Source organism: Ornithinimicrobium pekingense DSM 21552 (assembly GCF_000421185.1).
In the GTDB taxonomy this organism is placed as follows: Bacteria; Actinomycetota; Actinomycetes; order Actinomycetales; family Dermatophilaceae; genus Ornithinicoccus; species Ornithinicoccus pekingensis.
In genome coordinates, this window is sequence record NZ_ATWJ01000007.1 from 436,945 (window position 1) to 463,940 (window position 26,996).

The following is a 26,996-nucleotide window of genomic DNA, read 5'->3' on the forward strand; positions in this document are numbered from 1 at the left end:
GCCGGCCACTCTAGGCGCCCCGACGCACGGCGAGCAGGGTGTGTCGCCCGGCGCCCAACGCCAGCGCGGCCCGCAGGTCCTGGGCGAGGTCCACGTCCCGGCGCAGGCGGGGCAGGTCGAGCTCGAGGCTGACAGCGCCCGCGGCGCGGTGACGTGCCGCCGAGCCGGGCCCGAACAGCGGCAGCGGAGGGGCGACCGTCGACGTCAGCAGGACGGTGCCCGTGCCCTCGGCGTCCGGCACGAACGCCGCCGGATGCCGGCCGCAGCGCTCCAGGGCGGCGCGGAGGTCCTCCGGCCGCAACGCCGGCAGGTCACCCAGCAGCGCCGCCCAGCCGACACGCTGACCACCCGGGTCGGGCAGGTCGGGCCAGCCGGCCGAGACGGCGGCGTTGAGCCCCGCACCCGGGTCCGCCACGACGCGGGCACCGAGCGAGAGGGTCACCTCCCGGATGGCCGCGTCGGAGGTGACCACGGTCAGCTGCCCGGCGCCCACGGCCGCGCAGGCGGCCTCGACGGTGTCGTGCGCGACCGCCCGAGCCAGGTCGCTGCGGCGCAGCGGACGGGGCGCCTCGAGCCGGCTCTTGCCCAGCTCCGCGTCCTTCACCGGGACGACGAGGTGCCACCGGACCGGCTCATGGCGTCGGGGTCGTGGGGGCGGTGCGGTCGTCGCCGGCGGGGCCGTGTCGCTGCTCACCCGGGCATCCTCGCTCACCGCCCCGGGTGGGTGACAAGATGACCCCCGTGACTCGTCAGCCGATCAACGACCCGATCCCGTGGTCCTACAAGGCGGTGATCGCCACCGTGCGGCCGCTGCTGATCGCCATCTCCCGACGCTCCTGGTCCGGGGCCGAGCACATCCCCCGCAGCGGCGGTTTCATCGTCGCCAGCAACCACTACTCCGAGGTGGACCCGTTCATGCTGGCCCACTTCCTGGTGGACCAGGGCCGGCCCCCCTTCTTCCTCGCCAAGTCCTCGCTGTTCACCGTGCCCGTCCTCGGGGCCGCGCTGCGGCACCTCGAGCAGGTCCCGGTCTACCGCGCCACCTCCCGGGCGCACGACGCGCTCGACGCAGCCCGGGAGGCGCTGGCCGGGGGCAAGCCGATCGCGATCATGCCCGAGGGCACGCTGACCCGCGACCCCGACATGTGGCCGATGAAGGCCCGTCCGGGCGTGGGGCGGCTGGCGCTGACCAGCCGCGCCCCCGTCGTGCCCGTGGGGCAGTGGGGGGCGCAGGAGGTGCTGGGCCGCTACGCACGCCGCCCCGGCAACGTGCTCCGGCGCCCGGTGCAGCACATCAAGGCCGGTCCGCCGGTGGACCTGTCGGACCTCTACGGCCGCGCCGAGGACCCCCGCGCGCACGCCGAGGCGACGGCACGGGTGATGCGGGCCGTGACCGAGCTGGTCGCCGACCTGCGCGGCGAGACCCCGCCCGCGGTGCCCTACGAGCTCAGGCCGGGGGAGATGGACACGCGGGAGACCAGACGGAAGAAGGGGGCCACGTGACCCGGGCCGCCGTCTTCGGGGCGGGCAGCTGGGGCACGGCGTTCGCGCAGGTCCTTGCGGACGCGGGCGTGGACCGGGTGACGATCTGGGCGCGCCGCGAGCCCGTCGCCCGCTCGGTCGCCGAGCAGCACCGCAACCCGGACTACCTCGAGGACGTCGACCTGCCCGCACAGATCACGGCCACCACCGACCCGGGGGAGGCGGCGCGCGACGCCGACGTCGTCGTGCTGGCCGTGCCCTCGCAGACGCTGCGGGACAACCTCCAGGACTGGAAGGACCTCATCCCCCCGCAAGCCCTGGTGGTCTCCCTGATGAAGGGGATCGAGCTGGGCACGGGGCTGCGGATGAGCGAGGTCATCGAGGCCGCCGGGATCGACCGCGACCGGATCGTCGTGGTCTCCGGCCCCAACCTCAGCCGGGAGATCGCCGCCCGCCAGCCGGCGGCCAGCGTGGTCGCCTGCACCGACATCGCGGCGGCCGAGCGGGTGGCCGCCATGACGGCCACGCCCTACTTCCGCCCCTACACCCAGACCGATGTCGTCGGCGCCGAGATCGGCGGCGCGGTCAAGAACGTCATCGCTCTGGCGGTCGGGATGGCGGAGGGCCTGGGCTACGGGGACAACACCAAGTCCTCCCTCATCACCCGAGGCCTCGCCGAGGTGGTGCGCCTGGGCCAGGCGCTCGGGGCGGACCCCGCCACCCTGACCGGGCTCGCGGGGGTGGGCGACCTCATCGCCACCTGCATGTCACCGCTGTCGCGCAACCACCGCGTCGGGGTGGCCCTGGGCCAGGGACGCACGATCGCCGAGCTGCTGGCGCTGCCGCACCAGACGGCCGAGGGCGTCAAGTCGTGCCGCTCGGTCGTCGGGCTGGCGGCGCGCAACGGCGTCGACATGCCGATCTGCCAGGGCGTCACCGCGGTCGTCGACGGCCGGGTGACGCCGGAGCAGCTGACCGGGGCCCTGATGTCCCGGGCGCGCAAGCACGAGCTGGCCTGACCGCGACCGACCCGACGGGGCGCGCCATACCCGCGCCGCACCCGGGCCCGGTTAGGCTCGGGCGCGATGAACACCGACCCCGCCCCGCACCTGTCCGACGCCGCTGCGACGGCCCCCCGGACCCGCGTCGCCATCGTCTTCGGCGGTCGCTCGGACGAGCACGCGATCTCGTGCTCGACGGCCGCCAGCGTGCTGCAGGCGATCGACCGCGACCGGTATGACGTGCTCCCGGTCGGCATCACCCGTGAGGGTCACTGGGTGCTGGTCGAGGACGACGCCGCGGCGCTGCAGATCCGCGACGGGCGCCTGCCGGAGGTGCCCGGCACGGGCCGCCAGGTGATGGTGCCCCTGGGCGGCGTGGACCACGTGCTGCGCGTGGTCGAGCGGGACGGGTCCACGAGCGAGCTGGGCGTCGTGGACGTCGTCTTCCCGCTGCTCCACGGACCGTTCGGGGAGGACGGCACGATCCAGGGCCTGCTCGAGCTGGCCGACATCCGCTACGTCGGGTGCGGGGTGCTGGCGTCCGCGGCGATGATGGACAAGCACGTCATGAAGGTGCTGTTCGCCTCGGCCAGCCTTCCGGTCGGCCCCTACACCGTGATCACCGACCTGGAGTGGCGTCGGGACCGCACCGCCTGCCTGGACGCCGCCAACGCCCTGAGCTTCCCCGTCTTCGTCAAGCCGGCCCGGGCCGGCTCCTCGGTCGGCGTCTACAAGGTCGAGGCACCCGAGGAGCTCGAGGCGGCGATCGAGAAGGCCCGCTCCCACGACCCCAAGGTGCTCGTCGAGGAGGCCATCGCCGGCCGCGAGGTCGAGTGCGGGGTGCTGCAGGGCCGGGGCTCCGACGCGCCGCGGATCAGCGTCCCCGGTGAGATCGCGGTCGTCGGCGGGCACGAGTTCTACGACTTCGAGGCCAAGTACCTCGACGAGGGCAACGTGCGGATCACGGCCCCGGCCGCCGTCGGCGACGAGGTCCGCGAGCAGATGAGCCAGATCGCTCGCACAGCCTTCGAGGTGGCCGGCTGCGAGGGCCTGGCCCGGGTCGACTGCTTCGTCACCGACAGCGGCGAGGTCCTGATCAACGAGATCAACACGATGCCGGGGTTCACCCCGTTCTCGATGTACCCGCAGGTCTGGGCCGCCAGCGGGGTCACCTACCCCGAGCTCATCGACGAGCTGGTGCAGCTCGCCCTGGATCGGCCGCTCGGCCTGCGCTGACGGCCCGTCCCGGGCGACGACCTCAGCCGGTGACCGAGGAGCAGGCGCCCAGGGTCTGCTCGACCTGGCGCACGGCCTCGCCGAACGCGGGCAGCCACAGGGGGGCGGTGTCGTACTCCGCCGGGACCAGCACCTCGACGGCGGGGGAGCGGCCGTAGGTGGTGAACATCGTGCCGTCGTCCAGCTCGGTCGCGACCCAGTCGACCCCGTCGATGTCGATGCAGGGGTCGGTGGTCGGGGCCGGGGCCTGCTTGCCGCACCGGGCGACGACGGGTGGGTCACCCCAGGCCGCCACCCCCCTGGACTGCACGGCGGTCACGCGCGGCTGCAGACCCCCCACCGTGTCCGGCCAGCGGTCGGCCACCGCCTGGCAGGCGGGAGAGTCGGACTCGTCGAAGGGGACGGCGCGGACGGCGTCGTCCCCGCACGCGCCGAGGAGGAGCACGAGGGGTGTCAGGGTCAGGAGTGCGCGCCGGCGCAGGCTCAGAACTCGACGACCGTGCACGTGGTGGTTCGGGTGATGCGCGGCACGGCCTGGACGCGCGCGATGACCTCACGCCCGAGGCCCTGCACGGTGGGCGACTCCACCAGCGCGATGACGTCGTAGGGGCCGGCGACGTCCTGGGCGGAGATGACGCCCGGCAGCTCCCGGACGGCACGGGTGACCTGCGCCGACGCACCGACCTCGGTCTGGACGAGGATGTAGGCCTTGATCACGTCGCACCTCCTGATGGCTGTGCTGAGAGGCTACCGTGCTCAGGTGCACGTCGGGCGGGCGTGCGGAGGAGGACAGGTATGCAGCAGGACGGCGCGACGCTCGGTGGGCTCGGTGAGGAGGGGGTGCTGGGCGAGGTCCTCGACGCCTACGCGGACCTTCCGGCGCAGGACCTGCTGGTCGGGCCGGGCGACGACACCGGCCTGCTGGCGGTGCGCACGGGTGCCGTCCTGGCCACCACCGACACGGTGGTGCGCGACCGGGACTGGCGCGACGACTGGTCGACCGCCCAGGACGTCGGCATCAAGGTGGTGACCCAGAACCTCGCCGACCTCGCGGCGATGGGCGGCCGGGGGACCGGTGTGCTGGTGGCCCTCGTCGCCCCCGACAGCCTGCCCCGGGCGTGGGTGCGTGGTCTGACGGAGGGGATCGCGCACGCGGCCGGCCGCGCGGGGGTGCCGGTCGTGGGAGGTGACCTGTCCTCGACCCCGGGGGACACCGTCATGGTCGCGGTCACGGCCCTCGGCGAGCTGGACGACGGGGTCGGCGCCCCGGTGCTGCGCTCCGGCGCCCGGCCGGGGGACCTGCTGGCGGTGTCCGGTCCGCTGGGTCGCTCCGGCGCCGGCCTGGAGCTGCTCTCGAGCGGCCGGTCGACCGCCCGGGACGAGCAGGAACGGGCGCTGCTCGATCATCATCGCCGGCCGCTGACCGACCTCGGACAGGGCCCGGCGGCCGCCCGGGCCGGGGCCACGTCGATGATCGACGTCTCGGACGGGCTCGTGCGGGACGGGGACCGGGTCGCCAGGGCCAGCGGCGTGCGTCTCGTGCTGGACGGGGCCGCGCTGGACCGGCTGGCGGCGGCGCTGGTGCCTGCCGTCGACCCGGAGGAGGCCCTGCGCCAGGTGCTCAGCGGGGGCGAGGAGCACGAGCTGCTCGCGACCTTCCCCGCCGGCGCGGACGTGCCGTCCGGCTGGACGGTGCTGGGGGAGGTGGTGGCCCTGGGCGCCGACGCGCCCGCCGACCGCCCGGGCGTCTGGTGCCGCGAGGAGCGGCTGGACCCTGCCCACGGCGGTTGGGACCACTTCGGCGGCTGAGGACCACCGCGCCCGCCGCCGACGTGACGCCGCCCCGCACGCACAAGAGCCGACACGCACCCTCCGAGGATGCGGCCGGCTCGCGTGCTCGACCGGGCCGACGGCCCGGGCGTCAGGTCAGCGGGTGACCTTGCCTGCCTTGAGGCAGGAGGTGCAGACGTTGAGACGCTTCGGGGTCGCACCCACCATGGCGCGGACGCGCTGGATGTTGGGGTTCCAGCGGCGCTTCGTGCGGCGGTGGGAGTGCGAGATGCTGTGACCGAAGCTCGGTCCCTTGCCGCAGACGTCGCAAGTGGCAGCCACGGTGTTCTCCTGGGGTCGGTCTGGTGCGGTGGTCGTCGTGCCCGGGTCCGGCGGACGCTCGTCGCGAACCGGTCACCAGGCAACCTCGCTAGCGTAGCGGACCCCGCGCCGCGCTCCCAAATCAGCGCCGGCCGGCCACCACGGACGGACGGAGGGCCTCCGGCGCACCGGTCTGTGGACGTCCTGCCTGACCGGGGGCGGTGGAAGATAGGTTAGCCCCGTGTCCCGCCCAGCCCTCGACCTCGTCACCGCCCGCCGGTGGGCGGTGACGGCCAGGGTCATGCTCGCGGGGGCCCGGGAGCAGATCGACGCCCTCAACGTCTTCCCGGTGGCCGACGGCGACACCGGTACCAACATGTACCTGACGATGGACGGGGCCCTGGAGTTCGTCCGCGGCCAGTTCGAGCTCGGCGCGGGCACCGAGAGCCTGGACGAGGGGCTGGCGCTCATCGCGCGGGGCATGCTGCTGTCGGCCCGCGGCAACTCCGGCGTCATCCTCTCCCAGCTGACGCGCGGGCTGTCGGACTCGGTCGGCCCGCAGGTCGCCGGCGCCGGGCCCGAGGAGCTCGCTGTCGCCTTCGAGACCGCGGCCCGCACGGCGTGGGACGCCATCGCGGCCCCCGTGGAGGGCACGATCCTGTCGGTGGCCCGGGCCGCGGCCGAGGGTGCCCGTGCCGCGGTGGAGCGCGGGCGGCCCCTCTACGGCGACGAGGAGGAGCTGGGGGCGCTGCACGTGGTGCGCGAGGCGCTGGAGGCGGCGCGTCAGGCGCTCGCGCACACCCCCGAGCAGCTGCCCGCGCTGCGCCACGCGGGCGTCGTGGACGCCGGGGGCGCGGGGCTGGTCCTCGTCATCGAGGCGCTCGAGGCGGTGCTGGAGGACCGGCCGCACCGCGCCGTCACCGAGCTGCCCGCCTGGTGGGAGCTGCCCGCCCGGCGGAGGGGCGGGGCCGCCCCGAGCACGTGCGCGGCGGGTGAGCCGGACGCCGGCGCCGGCAGCATCGAGGTGATGTACCTGCTCACCGACAGCGACGACGAGCGCGCCGGTCGGCTCCGGGCCCACCTGACCCGCCTGGGCACCTCGGTCGCCGTCGCGGGCGGCCCTGCGGACTACCGCGTCCACGTGCACCTCGACGACCCGCGGCTCGCGGTGGAGGCCGGCACGATGGCCGGCGCCGTGCACGACGTCCGGCTGACCTCCCTCGCCGACGGTCGCGAGCTCGAGCCGCTCCCCGGCCCGGCCGCACCCGGCGAGCGGTCCACGGGGCAGGCAGCCGCCGCGGGACAGGGATATGCGGTGGCCTCCTGCGGGGGAGACGCGGCGGGCGGCCGCGACGCCCGGTTCGGCGTCGTGGCCTGCGGGCTGGGCAAGGGCGTCGAGGGGCTGCTGGCCGGTGCCGGGGCCCAGGTCGTGCCCTCCGGGCCGCGCCGGCGCGCCTCGGCCGGTCAGCTGCTGGCGGCCGTCTGGGCCTGCGACGCCTCCCGGGTCGTGCTCCTGCCCAACGACGGTGACACGGTCATGGTCGCGATGGCCGCCGCCGAGGCGGCCGCCCGCGAGGGGGTCCGGGTCGACGTGGTGCCGAGCCGCACGCTCGTCCAGGGCCTGGCCGCGCTGGCCGTGCTCGATCTCGAGGGTGACCCTGACCGGGCGGTGGCCGCGATGACCGAGGCGGCGGAGGCCGTGCGGCCCGGCGCCGTCACCCGTGCCGAGCGCCCCGCCGAGACCGCGGCGGGTCCCGTCGCCCCGGGGCAGTGGATCGGCATCGTCGGCCAGGACGTGGTGGCCGTCGACGACGACCTCGACCCGGTCGCCGCGCGCGTGCTGGACCTGCTGTGGCACGACGGAGCCGAGGTGCTGACGGTGCTGTCCGGGACCAGGGCCCAGGAGGGCGCCCTCGACGCGGTGCTCCAGGACCTGCTGTCGCGCCACCCGGGGACCGAGGTGACGCGGATCGAGGGCGGTCAGCCGACCTACCCCTACCTGCTCGGGGTCGAGTGATGGCCGTCGACCTGGACTCCCGGCTCCGCTCGATCGTCGGGGCCGGTGCCAAGAGGCTGGAGACCGCCCGTGGCTTCACGACCGTGCGGGACATGCTCGACTTCCTGCCGCGCACCTACCTCGACCCGGCCCGGCCGGCCGCCTTCCGCGACCTGCCGCACGGTGAGGACGTGGTCGTCGTCGGCACCGTGCGGTCGGCCACGACGCGGGCGATGAGGTCGCGCCGCGGTCGGATCCTCGTGGTCGACGTCGAGGACGAGGCCGGCGGCGGCACGCTGCAGCTGACCTTCTTCAAGCCCTTCGGCCACCAGGACCGGCTCGTGCCCGGGGCGCGGGTCGTCTGCTCGGGCCAGATCGGCACCTACGGGCACCAGCTGCAGCTGACCCATCCCGACTACGCGGTGCTCAACGACCCCTCGGGCTCTGCCTCCGGCGGCTGGCTGCTGGGCGGGCTGGTGCCCGTCTACCCGGCGACGCCCAAGCTCTCGCCCATCGTGCACGGCGACCTGCTCGACCTCGTCCTGCACGCGCTCGTGGAGCTGCCCGACCCGCTGCCCCAGGAGGTGCGTGAGGCGCACGGGCTGCCCGGCCTGCTCGAGGCCTACCGGATGGTCCACCGCCCGCAGTCGGAGGCGGAGCACCGGCGGGGTCGGTGGCGGCTGAAGTTCCAGGAGGCCTTCGTCATCCAGGCGGCGCTGGCCCGGGCGCGGCTGGCGAGCGACGCGGTGCCGGCGGTCCCGCGCGAGCCCGTGGAGGACGGGCTGGTCGACGCCCTCCTCGGACGGCTTCCGTTCGAGCTGACCGCCGGCCAGCAGACGGTCCTCGGAGAGCTGCGCACCGATCTCGCGCGGCCGGTGCCGATGCACCGGCTGCTGCAGGGCGAGGTCGGGTCCGGCAAGACCGTGCTGGCGCTGCTGGCGATGCTGGCGGCCGTGGACGGGGGCGCGCAGGCGGCGCTGCTCGCGCCGACGGAGGTGCTCGCCGCCCAGCACTACCGGGCCATCACGGCCATGCTCGGCCCCATCGCCGAGGGCGGCATGCTCGGTGGCATGGAGGGCGGCACCCGCGTGGCGCTGCTCACCGGCAGCCAGTCGGCGCCCGAGCGCCGGACCAACCTGCTCGCGGCGGCCTCCGGGGAGGCCGGTGTCGTCGTCGGGACGCACGCCCTCATCCAGGAGCACGTGCAGTTTGCCGAGCTCGGTCTCGTCGTCGTCGACGAGCAGCACCGGTTCGGGGTCGAGCAGCGTGACGCGCTCCGGGCCAAGGCGGGCATCGCCCCGCACGTCCTGGTGATGACCGCCACCCCGATCCCGCGCACGGTCGCGATGACGGTCTACGGCGACATGACGACCTCGACCCTGCGCGAGCTGCCCCGCGGTCGTCAGCCGATCACCACCCATGTCGTGACGGGGGACCGTCCCGCCTGGCTGCAGCGCACCTGGGAGCGCGTCGCCGAGGAGGTCCGCGGCGGCGGCCAGGTGTATGTCGTGTGCCCCCGGATCGGGGAGGAGGACGACCCCGACCTGCCCGGCGGGGACACCACCGGCCCCGGCGGGCCCGTGCGCGGTGGCGCGGAGGCCGACCCGGGCCACGGGCCCGACGACGGTGGGCAGGACGATGGCGAGGAGCTGGCGGGGGCCGGGACGGACGGCGGCCCCCAGCTGCACGGGGTCCACCAGGTGACCCGCGCCCTGCGCTCGCTCCCGGCCACCCGGGACCTGCGGATCGAGACGCTGCACGGCCGGATGGGCGCGGAGGAGAAGGACTCGGTCATGCGCCGCTTCGCCTCCGGCGACGTCGACGTCCTCGTCGCCACGACCGTCATCGAGGTCGGGGTGGACGTGCCGGACGCCACGACCATGGTGGTGCTGGACGCCGACCGCTTCGGCATCTCCCAGCTGCACCAGCTGCGGGGACGGGTGGGGCGCGGCGGCCGGCCGGGCCTGTGCCTGCTCGTGACGCAGGGCGGGTCCGGCGACGAGGGCGCCGGGCAGCGCCTGGAGCAGGTGGCCTCGACCACCGACGGCTTCGAGCTGGCCCGGCTCGACCTGGAGACCCGCCGTGAGGGCGACGTGCTGGGCGCCAGCCAGAGCGGCGGCCGCAGCGGGCTGCGCCTGCTGCGGCTGGCCCGCGACGAGGACCTCATCGTCACCGCCCACGAGGCGGCGTGGGGGACCGTCGAGTCCGACCCCGACCTCGCCGCCTCCCCCGCGCTGCGCCGCGAGCTGGACCTGCTCGACGCCGAGCGCGCCGCGTTCCTGGAGCGGGGGTGAGCCGGGCGTGACCCGCATCATCGCCGGCCGCGCCGGGGGCAGGAGCATCGCCACCCCGCGGGGGTCGGGCACCCGGCCCACGACAGACCGCGTGCGCGAGGCGGTCTTCTCCCGGCTGCAGGCGCTCATCGACCTGGAGGGGGCCCGGGTGCTCGACCTCTACGCGGGATCGGGCGCGCTGGGGCTCGAGGCGGTCTCCCGCGGGGCCGCCCACCTGCTGGCCGTCGAGAAGCACCGAGCGACCGCCGCGCTGGTGGAGCGCAACGCGCGCGACCTCGGCCTCGCCGACCGCGTCCGCGTCCGGGCCGCCTCGGTCACCACCGTCCTGCGCGAGGGGCCGGCCGGCGAGGACGACCGCTACCACGTGGTGCTGCTCGACCCTCCCTACCCCCTGTCCGAGCCCGACGTGGCCGAGGTGCTGGGCCTGCTGGTCACGCAGGGCTGGCTGGACCCCGAGGCGGTCCTGGTCGTCGAGCGCAGCTCGCGCTCGCCGGAGCCGACGTGGCCGTCCGGGCTGGCCCACCTGGGATCGCGCACCTACGGGGAGACGGCGGTGCACGTCGCCGAGGTGAGCCCGCCGCATACCGGGTCCTGAGCCCGCGCCGCGTGCCCGGCGCCCCGTCCGACGTGCGGTGGCGTGACCGCGGTGCCACCATCTGCCCATGACCGACTACGTGATCCCCCGTCCCGTCTCCGGCGACGTCGTGGACCTCATCCTCGAGGACCACCGGCTCTTCGAGACCCTCATGCGCGAGATGCGCGACAGCACCGCCGACCGGGAGGCGGCGCGCGAGGCGTTCGCGCACGTCCTGGTGGCCCACGGCGAGGCCGAGGAGCAGAACGTCTACCCGCGGCTGGAGAAGAAGACCGAGGACGTCGACGCCGAGGAGGTCCACCACGGCGAGGAGGAGCACGCGCAGATCAACGAGGCCCTGCTGGCGCTGCTCGAGTGCAGGGGCACCGACACCCAGAAGTTCGACGACGCGGTGGAGAAGATGAACGAGGTGCTCCAGCACCACCTCACCGAGGAGGAGCTGACCATCCTCAACCCCGCCCGCGAGGAGGTCGGGGACACGGAGCGGGCCACGCTGGGCGAGGCCTTCCTCGCCGCCCGCAGCGAGCATCTCGACGCCCGCGCCGGCTCGCTGGACAACGTGCGCCGCCTCGTCAAGGAGGCGCACGACGCCGGCCTGCTGCCGGCCGAGGAGGAGGAGTGAGCCGGCCGGCACCGCGTCCCGAGGCTGCTCCGGTATGACGTCACCCACCCGCCGCTGCGTGTGCCCCGGGTCCTTCGACCCGGTCACCAACGGCCATCTCGACGTGATCGCCCGCGCGACGACGCTGTTCGAGGAGGTCGTCGTCGCGGTGCTGCACAACCCCGCCAAGCGAGGCACCTTCCCGGTGGAGCGCCGGCTCGCCATGGTCAGAGAGGCCCTGCCGGCCGGCGTGGCGGACCGGGTGCGGGTCGAGGCGTTCGCCGACCGGCTCCTGGTCGACGTCTGCCGCGACCTGGACGCCGGGGCGATCGTCAAGGGCCTGCGCGGCGGCACGGACTTCGCCTACGAGCTGCCGATGGCCCGCATGAACCGCCACCTCACCGGCGTCGAGACGGTGTTCCTGCCGGGCGACCCGTCCCTGGAGCACGTCTCCAGCTCGTTGGTCAAGGAGGTGCACCGCTACGGCGGGGACGTGACCGGGCTGGTGCCGCAGGGGGTGCTCGAGGCGCTGCGCGCCCTGTGAGGTGTGCTGACGTGCCGCGCGTGGCGGCCACCTCCCCCTCACCCTCGGTTTGAGTCGGGGGTCACCGCTCGGATACTCTGGTGCGTCGGTTTGTGTCCCTGCAGCGTCTCGCCACGGACACCGGCCGTCCCCACCGACGCGAGTGCAACGAGGATGAGAAGAACCATGGCTGCTCACGAGCAGGAGAGCCCCTGGGTGGTCGACACCCGGGAGCTGATCCGGCGACCGGGCTCCATGCGCGAGCTCACCCGCACCGTGACGGTGCCGGAGCGCATCGGCACCGACGTCATCGCCATCCAGCCCGGCCGCCCGGTCGAGCTGGACGTGCGGCTGGAGTCGGTCGTCGAGGGCGTGCTGGCGACGGGGACGGTGCAGGCTGCGGCGAGCGGGGTGTGCGTGCGGTGCCTGGAGGACGTCGAGGTCGACCTCGAGGTCGGCTTCCAGGAGCTGTTCGCCTACCCCGAGCGTGCGGCCCACCACTCCAAGGTGGCGGCGCCGGGCTCCCGCAAGGGCGGCAAGGACGCGGAGACCGACGAGGACGAGCAGCACGTGCTCGACGGCGACCTGATGGACCTCGAGGAGGTCGTGAGGGACGCCGTCGTCACCGCCCTGCCCTTCCAGCCGGTGTGCCGGGACGACTGTCCGGGTCTGTGCCCCGAGTGCGGGGCACGCCTGGAGGACGACCCGGACCACCACCACGACGTGATCGACCCCAGGTGGTCGGTGCTGAGCTCCCTGAGCGTGCCGACCGACGACGACGAGAAGAGGAACTGACGTGGCCGTCCCCAAGCGGAAGATGTCGCGCTCCAACACCCGCAGCCGCCGGGCCAACTGGAAGGCGGCGCCCATCGCGCTGTCGACCTGCCCGCAGTGCGGCTCGGTGCGCACCCCGCACCAGGCCTGCACCTCCTGCGGCACCTACGCCGGCCGGCACTACGCCGCCGCCGAGCGCACCGAGCACCAGGACTGAGCGCGGCACCCGCAGCATGCGTCCTGCCGCCGAGCTCAACGACTACCTCGAGGGGGTCGTCGGGGCCCGTTGCGACGAGGCGCTGCTGCAGCGTGCCCTGACGCACCGGTCCTACTCCTACGAGAACGACGGGCTGCCGCACAACGAGCGGCTCGAGTTCCTGGGGGACGCGGTCCTGGGGATCGTCGTCACCGACACCCTCTACCGCGAGCACCCGGACCTGCCGGAGGGCAAGCTCGCCAAGCTGCGTGCCGCCGTCGTCAACTCCAGGGCGCTGGCCGAGGTCGCCCGGGTCATCGACCTGGGCGACTTCGTGCTGCTCGGCAAGGGTGAGGAGTCGACCGGCGGCCGGGACAAGGCCTCCATCCTCGCGGACACGACCGAGGCCGTCATCGGGTGCGTCTACCTCTCCTCCGGGATGGGGTCGGCCGACACCTTCGTGCACCACCTGCTCGACCCGCTGCTGCGACGCAGCGCCGCCCTCGGGGCGGCCCTGGACTGGAAGACCAGCCTGCAGGAGGTCGCGGCCACCGGTGAGCTCGGCTCGCCGCACTACGACGTCGTCTCCGAGGGGCCGGACCACGACAAGACGTTCACGGCCAACGTCCTCATCGACGGCCGCACGATGGGCACGGGCGTGGGCCGCTCCAAGAAGGGCGCCGAGCAGCGCGCCGCCGAGGACGCCTGGCGCGCCCTGACCGAGCGCGCCGCCAGGGTCGCCGAGGTGGAGCCGACCGCGGAGGCGCGGGCGGGGGCCTCCGCCGACACCACGGCCGCAGGTGCCTGAGCTCCCCGAGGTCGAGGTCGTCCGCCGGGGCCTGCAGGACCACGTCGTCGGCCGCACCGTGGAGCGCGCCGTCCTCACCGGAGCCCGCGTCGCCCGGCGCCACGGTGCCGGCCCCGCCGACCTGGCCGCGCGGGTCGCCGGCAGCCGCGTGCGCGCGGTCGACCGGCGCGGCAAGTACCTCTGGCTCGTCCTCGACCCGCCGCACGACGACCCCCAGGCGCTCGTCGTCCACCTGGGGATGAGCGGGCAGCTGCTGGTCGAGCCGCCCGACGCGCCGCGGGAGAAGCACCTGCACGCGGCCTTCGACTTCGCCGACGACGGGCCCCAGCTGCGGTTCGTCGACCAGCGCACCTTCGGCGGGCTGGCGCTGGCCGGGCTCGCGCCGGACCGGCACGGGCCGCGTGCGTACGGCATACCCGAACCGGTGCTGCACATCGCCCCCGACCCGCTCGAGCCCGCCTTCGACCGGGCCGCGACCGTGCGTCGGGTCAGGGCGAAGGACACCGAGCTCAAGCGGGTGCTCCTCGACCAGACGGTGGTCAGCGGAGTCGGCAACATCTACGCCGACGAGGCCCTGTGGCGGGCGGGGGTGCACGGCCGGCGGCGCGGGGCCGCCCTGACCGGACCGACCATCGGTCGCGTGCTGGACCACGCCGCGGACGTCATGCGCGAGGCGCTGGGCCAGGGCGGCACGAGCTTCGACGCGCTCTACGTCAACGTCAACGGGGCCAGCGGCTACTTCGACCGGTCCTTGGCCGCCTACGGCCAGGCCGGCCGGCCGTGCCCCCGGTGCGGGACCGCGATCGTGCGCGAGGAGTTCATGAACCGCTCCTCCCACTTCTGCCCCCGCTGCCAGCCCCGTCCCCGGGTCCGCAGGCCCGGCTGAGGCCCCCCCGGCCCCGATACCCTCGGGCCATGAGGATCAAGATGTGCAGCATCCACGTCCACGATCCGGCCGAGGCCTACCGCGTCTACACCGCCACGCTCGGCTTCACCGGGGTGCTGGCCGTCCCGGAGGCGGACCTGTTCATCGTCGCGGCGCCCCAGTCACCCGAGGTGGGGCTGCTGCTCGAGCCCAGCGACGACCCCGCGGCGGAGCGCTACCGGCGCACCCTCTACGCCGAGGGGCTCCCGGCCATCGTCCTGGGGGTCGGCGACGTCGCCGCCGAGCACGCGCGGCTCACCGGCCTCGGCGTCAGCTTCCGCGGGGAGCCGATGACCGACGCGTCGGGCACCAGCGCCGTCTTCGACGACGGCTGCGGCAACTACGTCCAGCTGCACCAGGACTGACGGCGCGGGCGGTCAGGTGCGCAGCGGCTCCTGCTCCTGCGGGTAGCGCACGCCCAGCTCGCGACGGATGCTCTCCAGCACGGTCATGATCGCCACCGTGTCCTCGTGGGGGACCAGCGCAGACTCCACGAGCCCCTCGCGCAGGCACCGGTGCACCTCCTCGACCTCGTGCTCGAAGCCGCGGCGCTCGCCCGTCACGTGCTCCTCGTCCTCGCCGGTGCGGTGGACGGTGAACGACTCCGGGTCGTTGACCGGGCCGTGCACCTCGATCCACCCCCGCGTGCCGCGCAGGACGGTCCGCGAACCGCCGTGGCTCTGGGAGTCGCAGACGACCTGCACGAGGACGCCGGAGTCGCTGTGCCACTGCACGGCGACCTGGTCGTCCGCGCCGGTAGGCACGGTCGTGCCCAGCACCTGCACGTCGGTCGGGTGCCCGGCCAGCAGGTGCGCCAGGGTCACCGGGTAGATCCCGATGTCCATCAGCGCCCCGCCCCCGTTCTCGAGGTCGAAGAGCCGGTGCTTCTCGTCATACCCGAACGGCACCGTGAAGGCCGCGGAGAACGAGCGCAGCCTCCCGATGTCGCCGCCCGCGACCCGGGCGGTCAGCTCCCGCACGACGGGCAGGCAGCGGGTCCACATCGCCTCCATCGCGAAGAGCCCGCGCGCCCGCGCCCGGTCGAGCACCCGCTCGGTGTCGCGCACGGTCAGCGCCAGCGGCTTCTCCACCAGGACGTGCTTGCCGGCGTCGAGGCAGTCGAGGGCCTGGGCCGCGTGGTGGGGGTGCGTGGAGGAGATGTAGACGACGTCGACCTCGGGGTCGGCGCACAGCTCGGCATAGCTGCCGAAGGCGCGGGGTATGCCGTGCTCCGCGGCGAAGGCGCGGGCCCGGTCGGCGTCCCGCGCGGCGACGGCGACCACCTCACCCCCGCCCACCCGGGCCACCGTGCGGGCCATGGCGTGGGCGATGTCGCCGGCGGCCAGCAGGCCCCAGCGGATCGGGCGGTCAGGGACGGGCGCGTATGCCGTGCTCACGGCTCCACCGTAGTGTCACCGCCATGGAGCGCGCACTGATCTTCGTCCGCGGCCGCGTGCAGGGGGTGGGCTTCCGGTGGTGGACCCGTGCCCGGGCCCTGGAGCTGGGCCTGGTCGGGCACGCCCGCAACCTGCCCGACGGCAGGGTGGAGGTGTGCGCCCAGGGTGCGCCGGAGGCGGTCGAGGCGCTCGTGCGCCTGCTGCAGGAGGAGCCCTCCGTGCGCTCGCGACCGGGACATGTCGCCGGCGTCACCGTGCAGCGGCACGCGCCGCGGGAGGGGCTCAGCGGTTTCGTGGAGCGCTGAGCGGGGCGCGCGCCCGCACGACAGTGTCGGGAAGGGTCGCCAGGGTCGTGGCCGCGAGGATCCGGGCGGCCGCGGCAGCGACGGGACGAGCGCTCGCTCACCACCCGCTTCCTCCCTCCGCCGGCGTACCCGCACCCGTCACCCCCGGCAGACCTTCGTGGCGGCCGCCGAGGCCCTGGGCAGGACTCCGGACCCGCCGCGGCCTGCGCCGGATCGAAGGACAGCACGGGTAGGGTGACCCGCATCACCCGATGCCGACCGTGAGAAGCCCGCCCGCGTGTACGTCAAGAGTCTGACCCTCAAGGGGTTCAAGTCGTTCGCCTCCGCGACGACCATGCGCCTGGAGCCGGGGATCACGTGCATCGTCGGGCCCAACGGCTCGGGCAAGTCCAACGTCGTCGACGCGCTCGCCTGGGTGATGGGGGAGCAGGGGGCCAAGAGCCTGCGCGGCGGCAAGATGGAGGACGTCATCTTCGCCGGCACCTCCGGGCGTCAGCCCCTGGGCCGCGCCGAGGTGTCGATGACGATCGACAACAGCGACGGCGCGCTGCCGATCGACTACACCGAGGTGACGATCACCCGCACCATGTTCCGCTCGGGCGGGTCGGAGTACGCCATCAACGGCACGTCCTGCCGGCTGCTCGACGTCCAGGAGCTGCTGTCCGACTCCGGCATCGGGCGGGAGATGCACGTCATCGTCGGGCAGGGCCAGCTCGACAGCGTCCTGCGGGCCACCCCGGAGGAACGGCGCGGCTTCATCGAGGAGGCGGCCGGCGTCCTCAAGCACCGCAAGCGCAAGGAGCGGGCCCTGCGCAAGCTGGAGACGATGGAGGGCAACCTCACCCGTCTGGCCGACCTGACCACCGAGATCCGCCGTCAGCTGGGGCCGCTGGGCCGGCAGGCGGAGACCGCCCGGCGGGCGGCCTCGATCCAGGCGGAGGTGCGCGACGCCCGGCTGCGGATCCTCGCCGACGACCTCGTCCAGCTGACCAGCGCGCTGGAGCAGGAGATCGCCGACGAGCAGGCGCTGGTCGCCCGGCGCACGGCGGTCCAGGAGGCGGTGGAGGCGGCCGACCGGTCCGTGGCAGAGCTCGAGCGGGAGCGTGCGGAGGCCGCGCCCGCGCTCACCGAGGTGCAGGACCGGTGGTACTCCCTGTCCTCGGCCCTGGAGCGGATGCGCGCCCTGCGCGACCTCGCCGGCGAAAGGGTCCGGCTGCTGGGGGCCGAGGAGGAGGAGCTGCGCGCCGAGGAGCGTGGGGGAGGGCGTCCGGGAGGTGCGCGCGACCCCGAGCAGCTGCGCGCGCAGGCCGAGCAGGTCCGTGCCGAGGAGTCGGCGCTGCTGGCCCGGGTCGGGGACCTGACGCGGGCGCTGGAGGACGCGGAGGAGGAGCGGGTCGCGGCCGAGCAGGCGCACGCCGAGGAGCAGAACCGCCTGCAGCGGCTCGCGCGTGCCGCGGCCGACCGGCGCGAGGGCCTGGCCCGGCTGGCCGGGCAGGTGGCTGCGCGGCGCTCGCGGATCGAGGCCGGCGAGGGGGAGATCCAGCGCCTGCAGGCCGGTGCCGCAGCCGTGCTCGAGCGCGCCGCGCGGGCGGAGCAGGAGTTCGCCGCCCTGGAGGGCACGGTCCTGGACGTCGAGGAGGGCGAGGAGGGCCTGGACGCCGAGCACGAGGCGGCCGAGGAGGCGCGGGTGACCGCCGAGGCCGAGGTGGTCCGGCTGGTCGAGGAGCTGCGCGCCGCGCAGGCCGACCAGGCCACCCTGCAGGCGCGCATCGAGGCGCTGTCGCTGAGCCTGCGACGCACCGACGGGGCCAGCGCGCTGCTCGCCGCCGAGGAGGTCACCGGCCTGCGCGGGACCCTCACCAGCCACGTCCACGTCGAGCCGGGGCGGGAGGCGGCCGTCGCCGCCGCCCTGGGCTGGGCCGGGGAGGCCCTCGTCACCGACGGCGTCGAGCCCGCCCGCCAGGCCCTGGGCTGGTTGCGGGAGCAGGACCAGGGCCGGGCCGGGCTGCTGGTCCCTGAGTCTGCCGTCGACGTCGACCGCTCGGCCTGGCCGCAGCTGCCCGGGTATGCCGTGTGGGCCGCCGACACGGTCGGCGCCGAGGACCCCGGGCTGGTCCGCGCGGTCACCGGTCTGCTCGCCCGCGTCGCCCTCGTCGGGGACGCCGACGAGGCGGCCCGGCTCGTCGGTGAGGTGCCCGGGGTGACGGTGGTGACCGCCGACGGCGACGTCTACGGGCCCGGATGGGCCCGCGGTGGCTCGAGCGCGGCCCCGTCCCTCATCGAGCTGCAGTCGGCCCTCGACGAGGCCCGGGCCGGCGCCGAGGCCGCGACGGCGCTCGCCGAGCGCCTCACCTTCGAGCTGAAGGGGGCCCGGACCGCGCTGGAGGAGGCCGAGGGCCGGGCGGACGCCGCGCTCGACGCCCTGCACGACTCCGACGCCCGGATGACCGCGGTGGCCGAGCAGCTCGCCCAGCTCGGGCAGACGATGCGGGCGGCCCGCTCCGAGCACGAGCGCACCACCGCTGCCGTCACCACCGCCCAGCAGGGGCTGGAGGCCACCCGGGCCGAGCTGGCCGAGCTCGAGCAGCGGCTCGCCGACGCGGAGTCCACGGCCGCCGAGGCGGGGGAGACCGCCGAGCCCGACACCGGCGAGCGGGAGCGCCTGGCCGAGGCGGCTGCCCGTGCCCGCAGCGCCGAGACCGAGGCCCGGCTGGCCCTGCGAACCCAGGAGGAGCGGGCTCGCGCGCTGTCCGGGCGGGCCGAGGGCCTGGAGGCGGCAGCCCGCAACGAGCTGGCCGCCCGCGAGCGCGCCGCCCGGCGCAGGGCGCGCCGGGCCGAGGAGCGCCGCGTCGCGGACGCGGTGGCCACCGGTGCGGCATACCTCGCCCGGCGCGTCGAGCGGCTCGTGGCCGTCGCGGCGCAGGAGCGGGAGGCCGCGCGTGCGGAGCAGACCCGGCGCGACGAGCAGCTCGCCGGCGCCCGGGCCCGGGCCGCCGAGCTCGCCGCCGAGCTGCGCGACCTCACGGACTCCGTGCACGCCGACGAGATCGCCCGCGCCGAGCAGCGGCTGCGCATCGAGGCGCTGCAGACGCGCGCGATGGAGGAGCTCGGCGTCGACCCGGGCACCCTCGTGGAGGAGTACGGCCCGCACCTTCCCGTGCCCCACATCGCCGGGCCCGACGACGACCCCGACGACCTGCCGGAGCCCCACCCCTTCGTGCGCGACGTCCAGGACAAGCGGCTGCGCTCGGCGGAGCGCAAGCTGGCCCAGCTGGGGCGCGTCAACCCCCTCGCGCTGGAGGAGTTCGCGGCGCTGGAGGAACGCCATACCTTCCTCACCGAGCAGCTCGAGGACCTGCGCCGGTCCAAGGCCGACCTGCTCGAGATCGTCAAGGAGGTCGACGAGCGCGTCGAGCGGGTCTTCGCCGAGGCCTTCCACGACACCGCCGAGCAGTTCGAGCGGGTGTTCTCCCGGCTGTTCCCGGGCGGAGAGGGCCGCATCACCCTGACCGACCCCGGCAACATGCTCACCACCGGCATCGAGGTCGAGGCCCGGCCCCCCGGCAAGAAGATCAAGCGCCTGTCGCTGCTGTCCGGCGGCGAACGGTCGCTGACCGCGGTCGCCCTGCTGGTCGCGATCTTCAAGGCCCGTCCCAGCCCCTTCTACATCATGGACGAGGTCGAGGCGGCGCTCGACGACACCAACCTCGGCCGGCTCATCACGCTCTTCGAGGAGCTGCGCGACTCTTCCCAGCTCATCGTCATCACTCACCAGAAGCGCACGATGGAGGTGGCCGACGCCCTCTACGGCGTGTCCATGCGCGGCGACGGGGTCACCACGGTCGTCAGCCAGCGGGTGCGCGACGTCGCGCCGGCCGGAGCCAGGGGACCGGGGGCCGGGCCCCTGGCCCCCGACGGTGACGGGTCGGGCGAGGGGACCGCGCCCGGGCCCGACCGGGCCGGCGAGGACGACCAGGTCCGCTCGCCGCAGGATGTCCACGCATGATCCAGGTCTACGGCGGCGGGGAGTACCCGGCCTACGTCATCGACGACGACACCCTGCGGGAGGAGCTGCTCGACCCGCTCGAGGCGCGCGAGTGGTGCGAGGGCACGCCGGACCACCCGGACGCGGTCTCGTTCTGGCGGATGCTGGGCGAGCTCGACCGCGCGCTGGGGTCCGGGCAGCGGGCCCTGCACGTCCTCGAGCCGGGCACGCCACGGTGGGCTGCCGCGGCGGTCCGGCTGGCGCACGTGCACCACTGGCGCGGTGAGTACGAGGAGGCCCACGACCTCCTGGACGCGGCGGAGGACGTGTTCGCGGGGGCCGGCGAGGGCGGTGGCCCGCACGGGCCGATGCTCGCCTTCGTCCACCAGCACCGGGCCAAGGCGCTCTTCGACGAGGGCCGCCACGCCGAGGCGGCCCAGCAGGCCAGACGCGCGCTGCAGCTGCGCGAGGGACATGCCGCGACCGCGCTCGTGGCGTCGACCAGGCAGACGCTGGCCCGGATCCTGCAGTCCCTCGGCGACGAGGAGCGGGTGCGATGACCGCGCCACGGGAGGTCCGCCGTCTGGCCGAGAGGTCTCGTCCCGGGCGTGCCGACCTGGACGCGGTCCTCGACGCCGGGCTCGTCGGCACGCTGTCGACGGTCGTGGAAGGGGCGCCGTGGGTCGTGCCGATGCTCTACGCCCGCGACGGCGACCGGCTCCTGCTCCACGGGTCCACCGGTGCCGGCGCCCTGCGGCACGTGGCGGCCGGAGCCCCCGCGGCCCTGAGCGTCGTCCACCTCGACGGCATCGTCGTGGCCCATACCACCTTCGACAGCTCGGCGAACTACCGCTCGGCGGTGGTCTACGGCACGCTGCGGCCGATCACCGACCCCGAGGAGAAGCGCGCCGCGCTGACCCGCGTCTCGGACGCGGTGCTGCCGGGCAGGGACGCCGAGGTCCGGCCGATGACGGGCCGGGAGGTCGCGGCCACGCAGGTCATGGCGATGGAGGTCCGGGACGGTGACTGGGTGGTCAAGGTCCGCACCGGCGGTCCGGGAGAGCCCGACGAGCCGACCGACGCCTGGACGGGGGTCGTCCCGCTGCGCACCGTCGCCGACGAGCCGCTGCCGGATCCTGGCGGCGGCCGCCCGGTGCCGCCGTCGGTGCGCGAGCGGGTCCGGCGCGGTGCCTCTGCGGTGTGAGTCCCGTCACGTCGTCGCGTGTCCCCCCGGACACGCCGTCGTCCCGATTCGCCGCCGGGGTCCGCGTGGCGCCACACTGGTCACATGCTCGCACTCATCCTGGCCATGCTCTTCTGCGTCGCGATCGGCGCGGGTGTCGTCGGGTACGTGATGCTCGAGGCGCGACGGGAGGGGCGCGGTGGCTTCTGGACCCCAGAGGGTGAGGAGCTCATCGCGGGCGCGCGACGCACCGGTGAGAAGGTGCGCACCCGCGGCGAGCAGCTGAGCCGCACCGCCGCCGAGCGCACCAGGGGCCTGACGTCCCGGCGGCCCGAGGGCGACGCCCGTGAGCCCGGCGTCGACGCGTCACCGCAGACGGCCGCGGACTCGACCCACGCAGCCGCGGGGCCGCGGTCCGAGCCGACCGACCTCAGGGACCGGCCCGGCACGGGCGGCTACCGCGCCGCCAGCTGAGGCTGCGCAGACCGGACGCCGACGGCCGGGTCCCCGAGAGGGGCCCGGCCGTCCGTCTGCCCGTCGTCCGTCTGGGAGACTGTGCGCGTGGGACCGATCGATGAGCTCTGGGAGATCCTGACCGTCGTCACCGTCGTCGCGCTGGGGGGCCTGGCCCTGCTCGTGGCGCTCGTGCGGGGTGGCGGGGGCAGGACGAGGACCGCACCGCGCCCGCCGCGCGCCGACACCGGGCGCGAGGCCGCCGGTGACGTCCTCGCGCCCGAGCGGCCGGACGGTGAGGTCGACAACCGCGGTGGCGGTGTCCTGGTCGAGGAGGACCTGGGAGAGCCGAGCGCCCCCACCCTCGAGCGCCCCGAGTCCGCGCGCGGACGCCTGCAGCGTCTCCGGGCCCGGCTCGCGCGCTCCAACTCGGCCATCGGCAACGCCCTGCTCGCGCTCCTGGCGCGCGGGGGGCTGTCCGAGAGCGACTGGGAGGACGTCGAGGACACGCTGCTCGCCTCCGACCTGGGGGTCGAGGCGTCCGAGGAGCTCGTCTCCGCGCTGCGCACGCAGGTGAAGGTCGACGGCACCACCGACCCCGAGCAGGTCCGCCAGTGGCTGCACGACGACCTGCTGCGCCTCGTCGACCCGACGATGGACCGCCGCATCGCCGCCAGCCGCGAGGGCGGCCACCCCGCCGTCATCCTGGTGGTCGGGGTCAACGGCACCGGCAAGACGACCACCGTCGGCAAGCTCGGCCGGGTGCTCGTGGCCGAGGACAAGGACGTGGTCCTGGGCGCTGCCGACACCTTCCGGGCGGCGGCCGCCGACCAGCTGCAGACCTGGGGCCAGCGGATCGGCGTGCCGACCGTGCGCTCGGACCGCGAGGGCGCCGACCCCGCCTCCGTCGCCTTCGAGGCGGTCTCGGCCGGGGTCGAGATGGAGTCCGACGTGGTGATCATTGACACCGCGGGACGGCTGCACACCAAGCGCGGGCTCATGGACGAGCTCGGCAAGATCAAGCGTGTCGTCGAGAAGGTGGCGCCGGTGGGCGAGGTGCTCCTGGTCCTCGACGCCACCACGGGCCAGAACGGCATGCGCCAGGCCGAGGAGTTCGCCCGCGAGGTCGACATCACCGGCATCGTGCTGACCAAGATGGACGGCACGGCCAAGGGCGGCATCGTCGTCAACGTCCAGCGCAAGCTGGGGGTGCCGGTCAAGCTGATCGGGCTCGGCGAGGGACCGGACGACCTGGCGCCCTTCGACCCGGAGGCGTTCGTCAGCGCGATCGTCGGCTGACAGGCCCGCGAGGACACGAGCGTGCGAGGCCCGCGTGTCCCGGCGGCGCCCTCACCCGCCCCCCGGGCGGCTCACCCGGTGACGAAGGAGCTGTCCGGGGCGTTGCGCAGCTCGGTCGGGTCACCCAGCGCCCACTCGACCGCACGGGTCCCCGCCACGCCCAGCGGGCCGGCGACCGACCGCAGCGCCACCGCCTCGACGCCGCGCAGCGGTCGCGGCGGCCGAAGGCCGAGCATCTCCCGCGCGTAGCCGGGCAGCAGCTCCACGGCGCCGGCGGCCAGCATCCAGAAGCCCGGGCGTGCTGCCCACGGCAGCGGCGGCTCCGCGAGCAGGAAGCGGACGACGTCCAGGGCGCCCCGGCTGGTCTCCAGCTCGGGCCGGTAGGAGGCCAGTGCACGCTCGAGCTCGGCGACCGTGCGCGGCGGCTCCGGGACACCCAGGCGGGTGGCGACGTAGGCGGCCTGGTCGACGTAGGTGTCCGCCTCGGCCGGGGTGAGCGGGGTGCGGGAGTAGCGCTGGTGGGCGACCAGGAAGCTGTCGATCTCGGCGATGTGCACCCACTCCAGCAGGTGCGGGTCCGTCGCAGCGTAGGGACGCCCGTCACGCGTCGTCCCGGACACGGTCTCGTGCAGGCGGTTGATCCGGTCGATCATCCGCTCGGCGGCCTCGACGGGGCCGAAGGTGGTCATGGCCAGGAACTCGCTGGTGCGCTGCAGCCGGCCCCACGGGTCGTCGCGGTAGCCGGAGTGCTCGCCCACACCCGCCATCGCCAAGGGGTGCAGGGCCTGGAGCAGGAGGGCCCGCATGCCGCCGGCATACATCGCCGCGTGTCCCTGCACCCGGCAGACGGGGTCGGTGGGCGCGAACCGGCGCTCGCCGGGGGCCAGCCAGATCGCGTGGGCACGACGCTCCGCGTCGGGGCCGGCGACGCGGTCGCGCAGGGCCGTGGCCAGCCGGCTGCGCAGGGAGGCGGTCAGGGCGCTGGGGGAGGGCACAGGACCAGTATGCGGCCGCCCGCCGGGCAGGGCCTCGCGGAGGCGGCTGGGGTGCAGGCTGCGCGGCACGTATCCTTGCCGGGTGTTCACCAGCCTTTCCGACCGTCTGACGCTGACCTTCAAGAACCTCAAGCGCAAGGGCACCGTCACCGAGTCCGACCTCAACGCGACGATCCGCGACATCCGGGTCGCGCTGCTCGACGCCGACGTCGCGCTCCCGGTCGTCAAGCAGTTCACCGGTCGCATCCGGGACCGGGCGCTCGGTGCGGAGGTGCACCAGGCGCTCAACCCGGCCCAGCAGGTCGTCAAGATCGTCAACGAGGAGCTCGTCGAGATCCTCGGCGGGGCCACCCGGCGGCTGCAGCTGGCCAAGACGCCGCCCACCGTCATCATGCTGGCCGGCCTGCAGGGGTCGGGCAAGACCACCTTCGCCGGCAAGCTCGGCCACCTGCTCAGGAGCCAGGGGCACACCCCCCTGCTCGTGGCGGCCGACCTGCAGCGTCCCAACGCCGTGACCCAGCTCGAGGTCGTCGGTGAGCGCGCCGGCGTGCCGGTCTTCGCCCCCGAGCGTGGCAACGTCTTCGGCCACGACGCGGCGCTGGAGACCGGTGAGGGCACGCGCTCCTTCGGAGACCCCGTGGACGTCGCGGTGGACGGTGTCGAGGAGGCCCGTCGCAAGGGCAACGACATCGTCATCATCGACACCGCCGGCCGTCTCGCCGTGGACGTCGACCTGATGCGTCAGGCCAGCGACATCCGCATCGAGACGGACGCCGACGAGGTGCTCTTCGTCATCGACGCGATGATCGGCCAGGCCGCGGTCGAGACCGCCCGGGCCTTCGCCGACGGCGTCGGGATCACCGGCTCGGTGCTGACCAAGCTCGACGGTGACGCCCGCGGCGGTGCGGCGCTCTCGGTGGCGACGGTCACCGGCCAGCCGATCCTCTACGCCTCCACCGGTGAGGGCGTCAAGGACGTCGAGCTGTTCCACCCCGACCGGATGGCCTCGCGCATCCTGGACATGGGTGACGTGCTGACGCTGATCGAGCAGGCCGAGAAGGCCTTCGACCGGGTCCAGGCGCAGGAGATGACCCGCAAGTTCCTCGCCGACGAGGACTTCACCTTCGACGACTTCCTCGAGCAGATGGCCGCCATCAAGCGGATGGGCAGCCTCAAGCAGATGCTGGGGATGATGCCGGGCATGCAGGGGATGCGTGCCCAGCTCGACGCTCTCGACGAGCGCGAGTTCGACCGGGTCGAGGCGATGGTCCGCTCGATGACCCCCTTCGAGCGCAACCACCCCAAGCTGATCAACGGCTCCCGCCGCGCCCGCATCGCGCGCGGCTCCGGCGTGCAGGTCTCGGACGTCAACCAGCTGCTGGAGCGGTTCGCGGACGCCCAGAAGATGATGCGCCAGCTCAAGAAGGGCGGGGGCATGCCCGGGATGCCCGGCATGCCCGGGATGGGTGGCCCCGGGGGCGGCAAGCGCGGCAAGCAGGCGCCCAAGAAGAAGGGGAAGTCGGGCAACCCCGCCAAGCGCGCCCAGCAGGAGCGCGACGCGGCCCAGAAGGCGCAGGCCGCCCGGGAGGCGTCGCTGGAGAGCGCCTTCGGCGGTGGTGCCCTGGGTCAGGACGTGCCGCAGGGCGACGGCGGCGCCGACGCGCTCTCCGGGCTCAAGCTGCCGCCCGGCTTCGAGAAGTTCCTCGACCAGGGCAAGAACTAGCCGCAGCGCACCGTGCGGGCCCTCATACCCGGAGGGAATGCGCCATACCCCGGAGGTTGTTGACGCATCAACGAACAACCGCGTGCGAGAGGGACGACCGTGACCGTAGAGCTGGGCCTGGACACCTTCGGCGACATGACGCTCCGCGACGACGGGACCCCCGAGACCGGCGCCCAGGTCCTGCGCAACCTCGTGGAGCAGGGGGTCCTGGCCGACCAGGTGGGGGTGGACTTCATCGGGGTGGGGGAGCACCACCGCTCCGACTTCGCGGTGAGCGCCCCCGACGTCGTGCTGGCGGGCATGGCGACCCGCACCGAGAGGATCCGCCTGGGTTCGGCCGTCACGGTGCTCAGCTCGGACGACCCGATCCGGGTCTTCGAGCGGTTCTCCACGATCGACGCGCTCTCCGGCGGGCGCGCCGAGGTGGTCCTGGGCCGCGGGTCCTTCACCGAGTCCTTCCCGCTGTTCGGCTTCGACCTGCGCGACTACGAGGTGCTCTTCGCCGAGAAGCTCGACCTGTTCAGCCGCCTCCTCGACGAGACGCCGGTGACCTGGGAGGGTACGACCCGGCCGCCGCTGGTCGACCAGGAGGTGTGGCCCCGGACCGAGTCCGGCCGGCTGGCGGCCTGGATCGCCGTGGGTGGCTCGCCGCAGAGCGTGGTCCGCGCGGCGTCCTACCGGATCCCCCTGATGCTGGCCGTCATCGGCGGCCCGGCGCAGCGCTTCGTGCCGTTCGCCGACCTCTACCGCCGCGTCCTCCAGGAGAGCGGGGCGCCGCAGCTGCCGGTCGCGGTCCACTCCCCGGGTCACGTCGCACAGACCGACGAGCTGGCCCGCGAGCAGCTCTACCCGCACTTCAAGGCCAACCGCGACCGCATCGGTGCCGAGCGCGGCTGGGGGCCGGTCGGCCTGGAGGAGTTCCACGGCGAGATCACGCACGGTTCCCTCTACGTCGGCTCGCCGGAGACCGTGGCGCAGAAGATCGCCACGACCGTGCGCGCGCTGGGCCTGTCGCGGTTCGACCTCAAGTACGCCAACGGGCCGATGCCCCACAGCCAGCTGATGAGCTCGATCGAGCTCTACGGCACCCAGGTCGTGCCCCGCGTCCGGGAGCTGCTCGCCCAGGGCTGACGC

At 74.6% G+C, this 26,996-nt stretch carries 28 protein-coding genes; 22 read left to right on the forward strand and 6 right to left on the reverse strand.

From position 1 onward, the window contains the following. Positions 1-10: 10 nt before the first annotated feature. Complete coding sequence (cofC, locus tag K330_RS0104110; protein ID WP_084617149.1) at positions 11-694, reverse strand: 2-phospho-L-lactate guanylyltransferase; 684 nt, start codon at positions 692-694, stop codon at positions 11-13. 38 nt (positions 695-732) lie between these two features. On the opposite strand from cofC, the gene K330_RS19070 reads away from it, so the two are divergent. From K330_RS19070 to K330_RS0104125, 3 genes are all read left to right on the forward strand, one after another. Next, positions 733-1,503 (forward strand): lysophospholipid acyltransferase family protein, encoded by a 771-nt coding sequence (locus K330_RS19070; protein WP_051145449.1) that lies wholly within the window; start codon positions 733-735, stop codon positions 1,501-1,503. Beyond that, the gene (locus K330_RS0104120) at positions 1,500-2,501 is read left to right on the forward strand and encodes an NAD(P)H-dependent glycerol-3-phosphate dehydrogenase (protein WP_022920590.1); all 1,002 of its coding nucleotides are present in this window, start codon (positions 1,500-1,502) and stop codon (positions 2,499-2,501) included. Before K330_RS19070 ends, K330_RS0104120 begins: the two co-directional genes overlap by 4 nt. A 66-nt stretch (positions 2,502-2,567) precedes the next feature. Further along, positions 2,568-3,719: a D-alanine--D-alanine ligase family protein gene (locus tag K330_RS0104125; protein ID WP_022920591.1), complete on the forward strand. Its 1,152-nt coding sequence runs from the start codon at positions 2,568-2,570 to the stop codon at positions 3,717-3,719. Between the two features lie 22 nt (positions 3,720-3,741). Here the strand turns inward: K330_RS0104125 and K330_RS19075 are convergent, their stop codons facing one another. Both K330_RS19075 and K330_RS0104135 read right to left on the reverse strand, forming a co-directional pair. Then, positions 3,742-4,164 carry a DUF3515 family protein gene (locus tag K330_RS19075; RefSeq protein ID WP_022920592.1) on the reverse strand — a complete coding sequence of 141 codons (423 nt, stop codon included), beginning with the start codon at positions 4,162-4,164 and terminating at the stop codon, positions 3,742-3,744. A 38-nt stretch (positions 4,165-4,202) separates the two neighbouring features. Continuing rightward, entirely contained in the window at positions 4,203-4,436 is a 234-nt protein-coding gene (locus K330_RS0104135) for an Lrp/AsnC ligand binding domain-containing protein (RefSeq protein ID WP_022920593.1), read from the reverse strand. Between the two features lie 78 nt (positions 4,437-4,514). On the opposite strand from K330_RS0104135, the gene thiL reads away from it, so the two are divergent. Continuing rightward, the gene (thiL, locus tag K330_RS0104140; RefSeq protein ID WP_022920594.1) at positions 4,515-5,528 is read left to right on the forward strand and encodes a thiamine-phosphate kinase; all 1,014 of its coding nucleotides are present in this window, start codon (positions 4,515-4,517) and stop codon (positions 5,526-5,528) included. A gap of 117 nt (positions 5,529-5,645) precedes the next feature. On the opposite strand, the gene rpmB is transcribed toward thiL, so the two are convergent. Further along, positions 5,646-5,831, reverse strand: a complete 186-nt coding sequence (rpmB, locus tag K330_RS23175; RefSeq protein ID WP_084617151.1) for a 50S ribosomal protein L28 — start codon at positions 5,829-5,831, stop codon at positions 5,646-5,648. Positions 5,832-6,051: 220 nt separating this feature from the next. Between rpmB and K330_RS0104150 the strand changes: the two genes are divergently transcribed. From K330_RS0104150 to K330_RS0104195, 10 genes are all read left to right on the forward strand, one after another. Continuing rightward, a complete protein-coding gene (locus tag K330_RS0104150; RefSeq protein ID WP_022920596.1) occupies positions 6,052-7,827 on the forward strand; it encodes a DAK2 domain-containing protein in 1,776 nt (591 codons plus the stop codon). Further along, the gene (locus tag K330_RS0104155) at positions 7,827-10,100 is read left to right on the forward strand and encodes an ATP-dependent DNA helicase RecG (protein WP_022920597.1); all 2,274 of its coding nucleotides are present in this window, start codon (positions 7,827-7,829) and stop codon (positions 10,098-10,100) included. The genes K330_RS0104150 and K330_RS0104155 overlap by 1 nt, the downstream gene beginning before the upstream one ends. Positions 10,101-10,107: 7 nt before the next feature. Next, entirely contained in the window at positions 10,108-10,695 is a 588-nt protein-coding gene (gene rsmD / locus K330_RS0104160; RefSeq protein ID WP_022920598.1) for a 16S rRNA (guanine(966)-N(2))-methyltransferase RsmD, read from the forward strand. A gap of 67 nt (positions 10,696-10,762) precedes the next feature. Further along, positions 10,763-11,317 carry a hemerythrin domain-containing protein gene (locus tag K330_RS0104165; protein ID WP_022920599.1) on the forward strand — a complete coding sequence of 185 codons (555 nt, stop codon included), beginning with the start codon at positions 10,763-10,765 and terminating at the stop codon, positions 11,315-11,317. 34 nt (positions 11,318-11,351) lie between these two features. Further along, positions 11,352-11,840: a pantetheine-phosphate adenylyltransferase gene (gene coaD, locus K330_RS0104170; RefSeq protein WP_022920600.1), complete on the forward strand. Its 489-nt coding sequence runs from the start codon at positions 11,352-11,354 to the stop codon at positions 11,838-11,840. A 165-nt stretch (positions 11,841-12,005) separates the two neighbouring features. Beyond that, a complete protein-coding gene (locus K330_RS0104175; RefSeq protein ID WP_022920601.1) occupies positions 12,006-12,614 on the forward strand; it encodes a YceD family protein in 609 nt (202 codons plus the stop codon). A 1-nt stretch (position 12,615) separates the two neighbouring features. Further along, positions 12,616-12,810 carry a 50S ribosomal protein L32 gene (gene rpmF / locus K330_RS0104180; protein WP_022920602.1) on the forward strand — a complete coding sequence of 65 codons (195 nt, stop codon included), beginning with the start codon at positions 12,616-12,618 and terminating at the stop codon, positions 12,808-12,810. 16 nt (positions 12,811-12,826) lie between these two features. Then, entirely contained in the window at positions 12,827-13,597 is a 771-nt protein-coding gene (gene rnc, locus K330_RS0104185) for a ribonuclease III (RefSeq protein ID WP_022920603.1), read from the forward strand. Further along, complete coding sequence (mutM, locus tag K330_RS0104190) at positions 13,590-14,483, forward strand: bifunctional DNA-formamidopyrimidine glycosylase/DNA-(apurinic or apyrimidinic site) lyase (protein ID WP_022920604.1); 894 nt, start codon at positions 13,590-13,592, stop codon at positions 14,481-14,483. Before rnc ends, mutM begins: the two co-directional genes overlap by 8 nt. Positions 14,484-14,512: 29 nt before the next feature. Beyond that, positions 14,513-14,887 (forward strand): VOC family protein, encoded by a 375-nt coding sequence (locus K330_RS0104195; protein WP_022920605.1) that lies wholly within the window; start codon positions 14,513-14,515, stop codon positions 14,885-14,887. Positions 14,888-14,899: 12 nt separating this feature from the next. On the opposite strand, the gene K330_RS19085 is transcribed toward K330_RS0104195, so the two are convergent. Further along, entirely contained in the window at positions 14,900-15,919 is a 1,020-nt protein-coding gene (locus K330_RS19085; RefSeq protein ID WP_022920606.1) for a Gfo/Idh/MocA family protein, read from the reverse strand. Between the two features lie 23 nt (positions 15,920-15,942). Here K330_RS19085 and K330_RS0104205 point away from each other — a divergent pair, with 23 nt between their 5' ends. The 6 genes from K330_RS0104205 to ftsY all read left to right on the forward strand — a co-directional run bounded on the left by K330_RS0104205 (position 15,943) and on the right by ftsY (position 23,144). Continuing rightward, positions 15,943-16,224, forward strand: a complete 282-nt coding sequence (locus tag K330_RS0104205) for an acylphosphatase (RefSeq protein ID WP_022920607.1) — start codon at positions 15,943-15,945, stop codon at positions 16,222-16,224. 277 nt (positions 16,225-16,501) lie between these two features. Then, complete coding sequence (gene smc, locus K330_RS19090) at positions 16,502-20,230, forward strand: chromosome segregation protein SMC (RefSeq protein WP_022920608.1); 3,729 nt, start codon at positions 16,502-16,504, stop codon at positions 20,228-20,230. Next, positions 20,227-20,769, forward strand: coding sequence for a tetratricopeptide repeat protein (locus K330_RS19095; RefSeq protein ID WP_022920609.1), 543 nt, complete (start codon positions 20,227-20,229; stop codon positions 20,767-20,769). The genes smc and K330_RS19095 overlap by 4 nt, the downstream gene beginning before the upstream one ends. Next, positions 20,766-21,413 carry a pyridoxamine 5'-phosphate oxidase family protein gene (locus tag K330_RS0104220; RefSeq protein ID WP_022920610.1) on the forward strand — a complete coding sequence of 216 codons (648 nt, stop codon included), beginning with the start codon at positions 20,766-20,768 and terminating at the stop codon, positions 21,411-21,413. The genes K330_RS19095 and K330_RS0104220 overlap by 4 nt, the downstream gene beginning before the upstream one ends. Before the next feature lie 84 nt (positions 21,414-21,497). Beyond that, positions 21,498-21,866, forward strand: a complete 369-nt coding sequence (locus K330_RS0104225; protein WP_022920611.1) for a hypothetical protein — start codon at positions 21,498-21,500, stop codon at positions 21,864-21,866. 87 nt (positions 21,867-21,953) lie between these two features. Beyond that, on the forward strand, positions 21,954-23,144 hold the full coding sequence (gene ftsY, locus K330_RS0104230; protein ID WP_022920612.1) for a signal recognition particle-docking protein FtsY: 1,191 nt from the start codon (positions 21,954-21,956) through the stop codon (positions 23,142-23,144). Positions 23,145-23,215: 71 nt separating this feature from the next. On the opposite strand, the gene K330_RS0104235 is transcribed toward ftsY, so the two are convergent. Further along, positions 23,216-24,139: an oxygenase MpaB family protein gene (locus K330_RS0104235; protein ID WP_022920613.1), complete on the reverse strand. Its 924-nt coding sequence runs from the start codon at positions 24,137-24,139 to the stop codon at positions 23,216-23,218. Positions 24,140-24,221: 82 nt separating this feature from the next. Between K330_RS0104235 and ffh the strand changes: the two genes are divergently transcribed. Then, complete coding sequence (gene ffh / locus K330_RS0104240) at positions 24,222-25,862, forward strand: signal recognition particle protein (protein WP_022920614.1); 1,641 nt, start codon at positions 24,222-24,224, stop codon at positions 25,860-25,862. Positions 25,863-25,961: 99 nt separating this feature from the next. Then, positions 25,962-26,993 (forward strand): LLM class flavin-dependent oxidoreductase, encoded by a 1,032-nt coding sequence (locus K330_RS0104245; RefSeq protein ID WP_022920615.1) that lies wholly within the window; start codon positions 25,962-25,964, stop codon positions 26,991-26,993. The last annotated feature ends 3 nt before the right edge of the window (positions 26,994-26,996 follow it).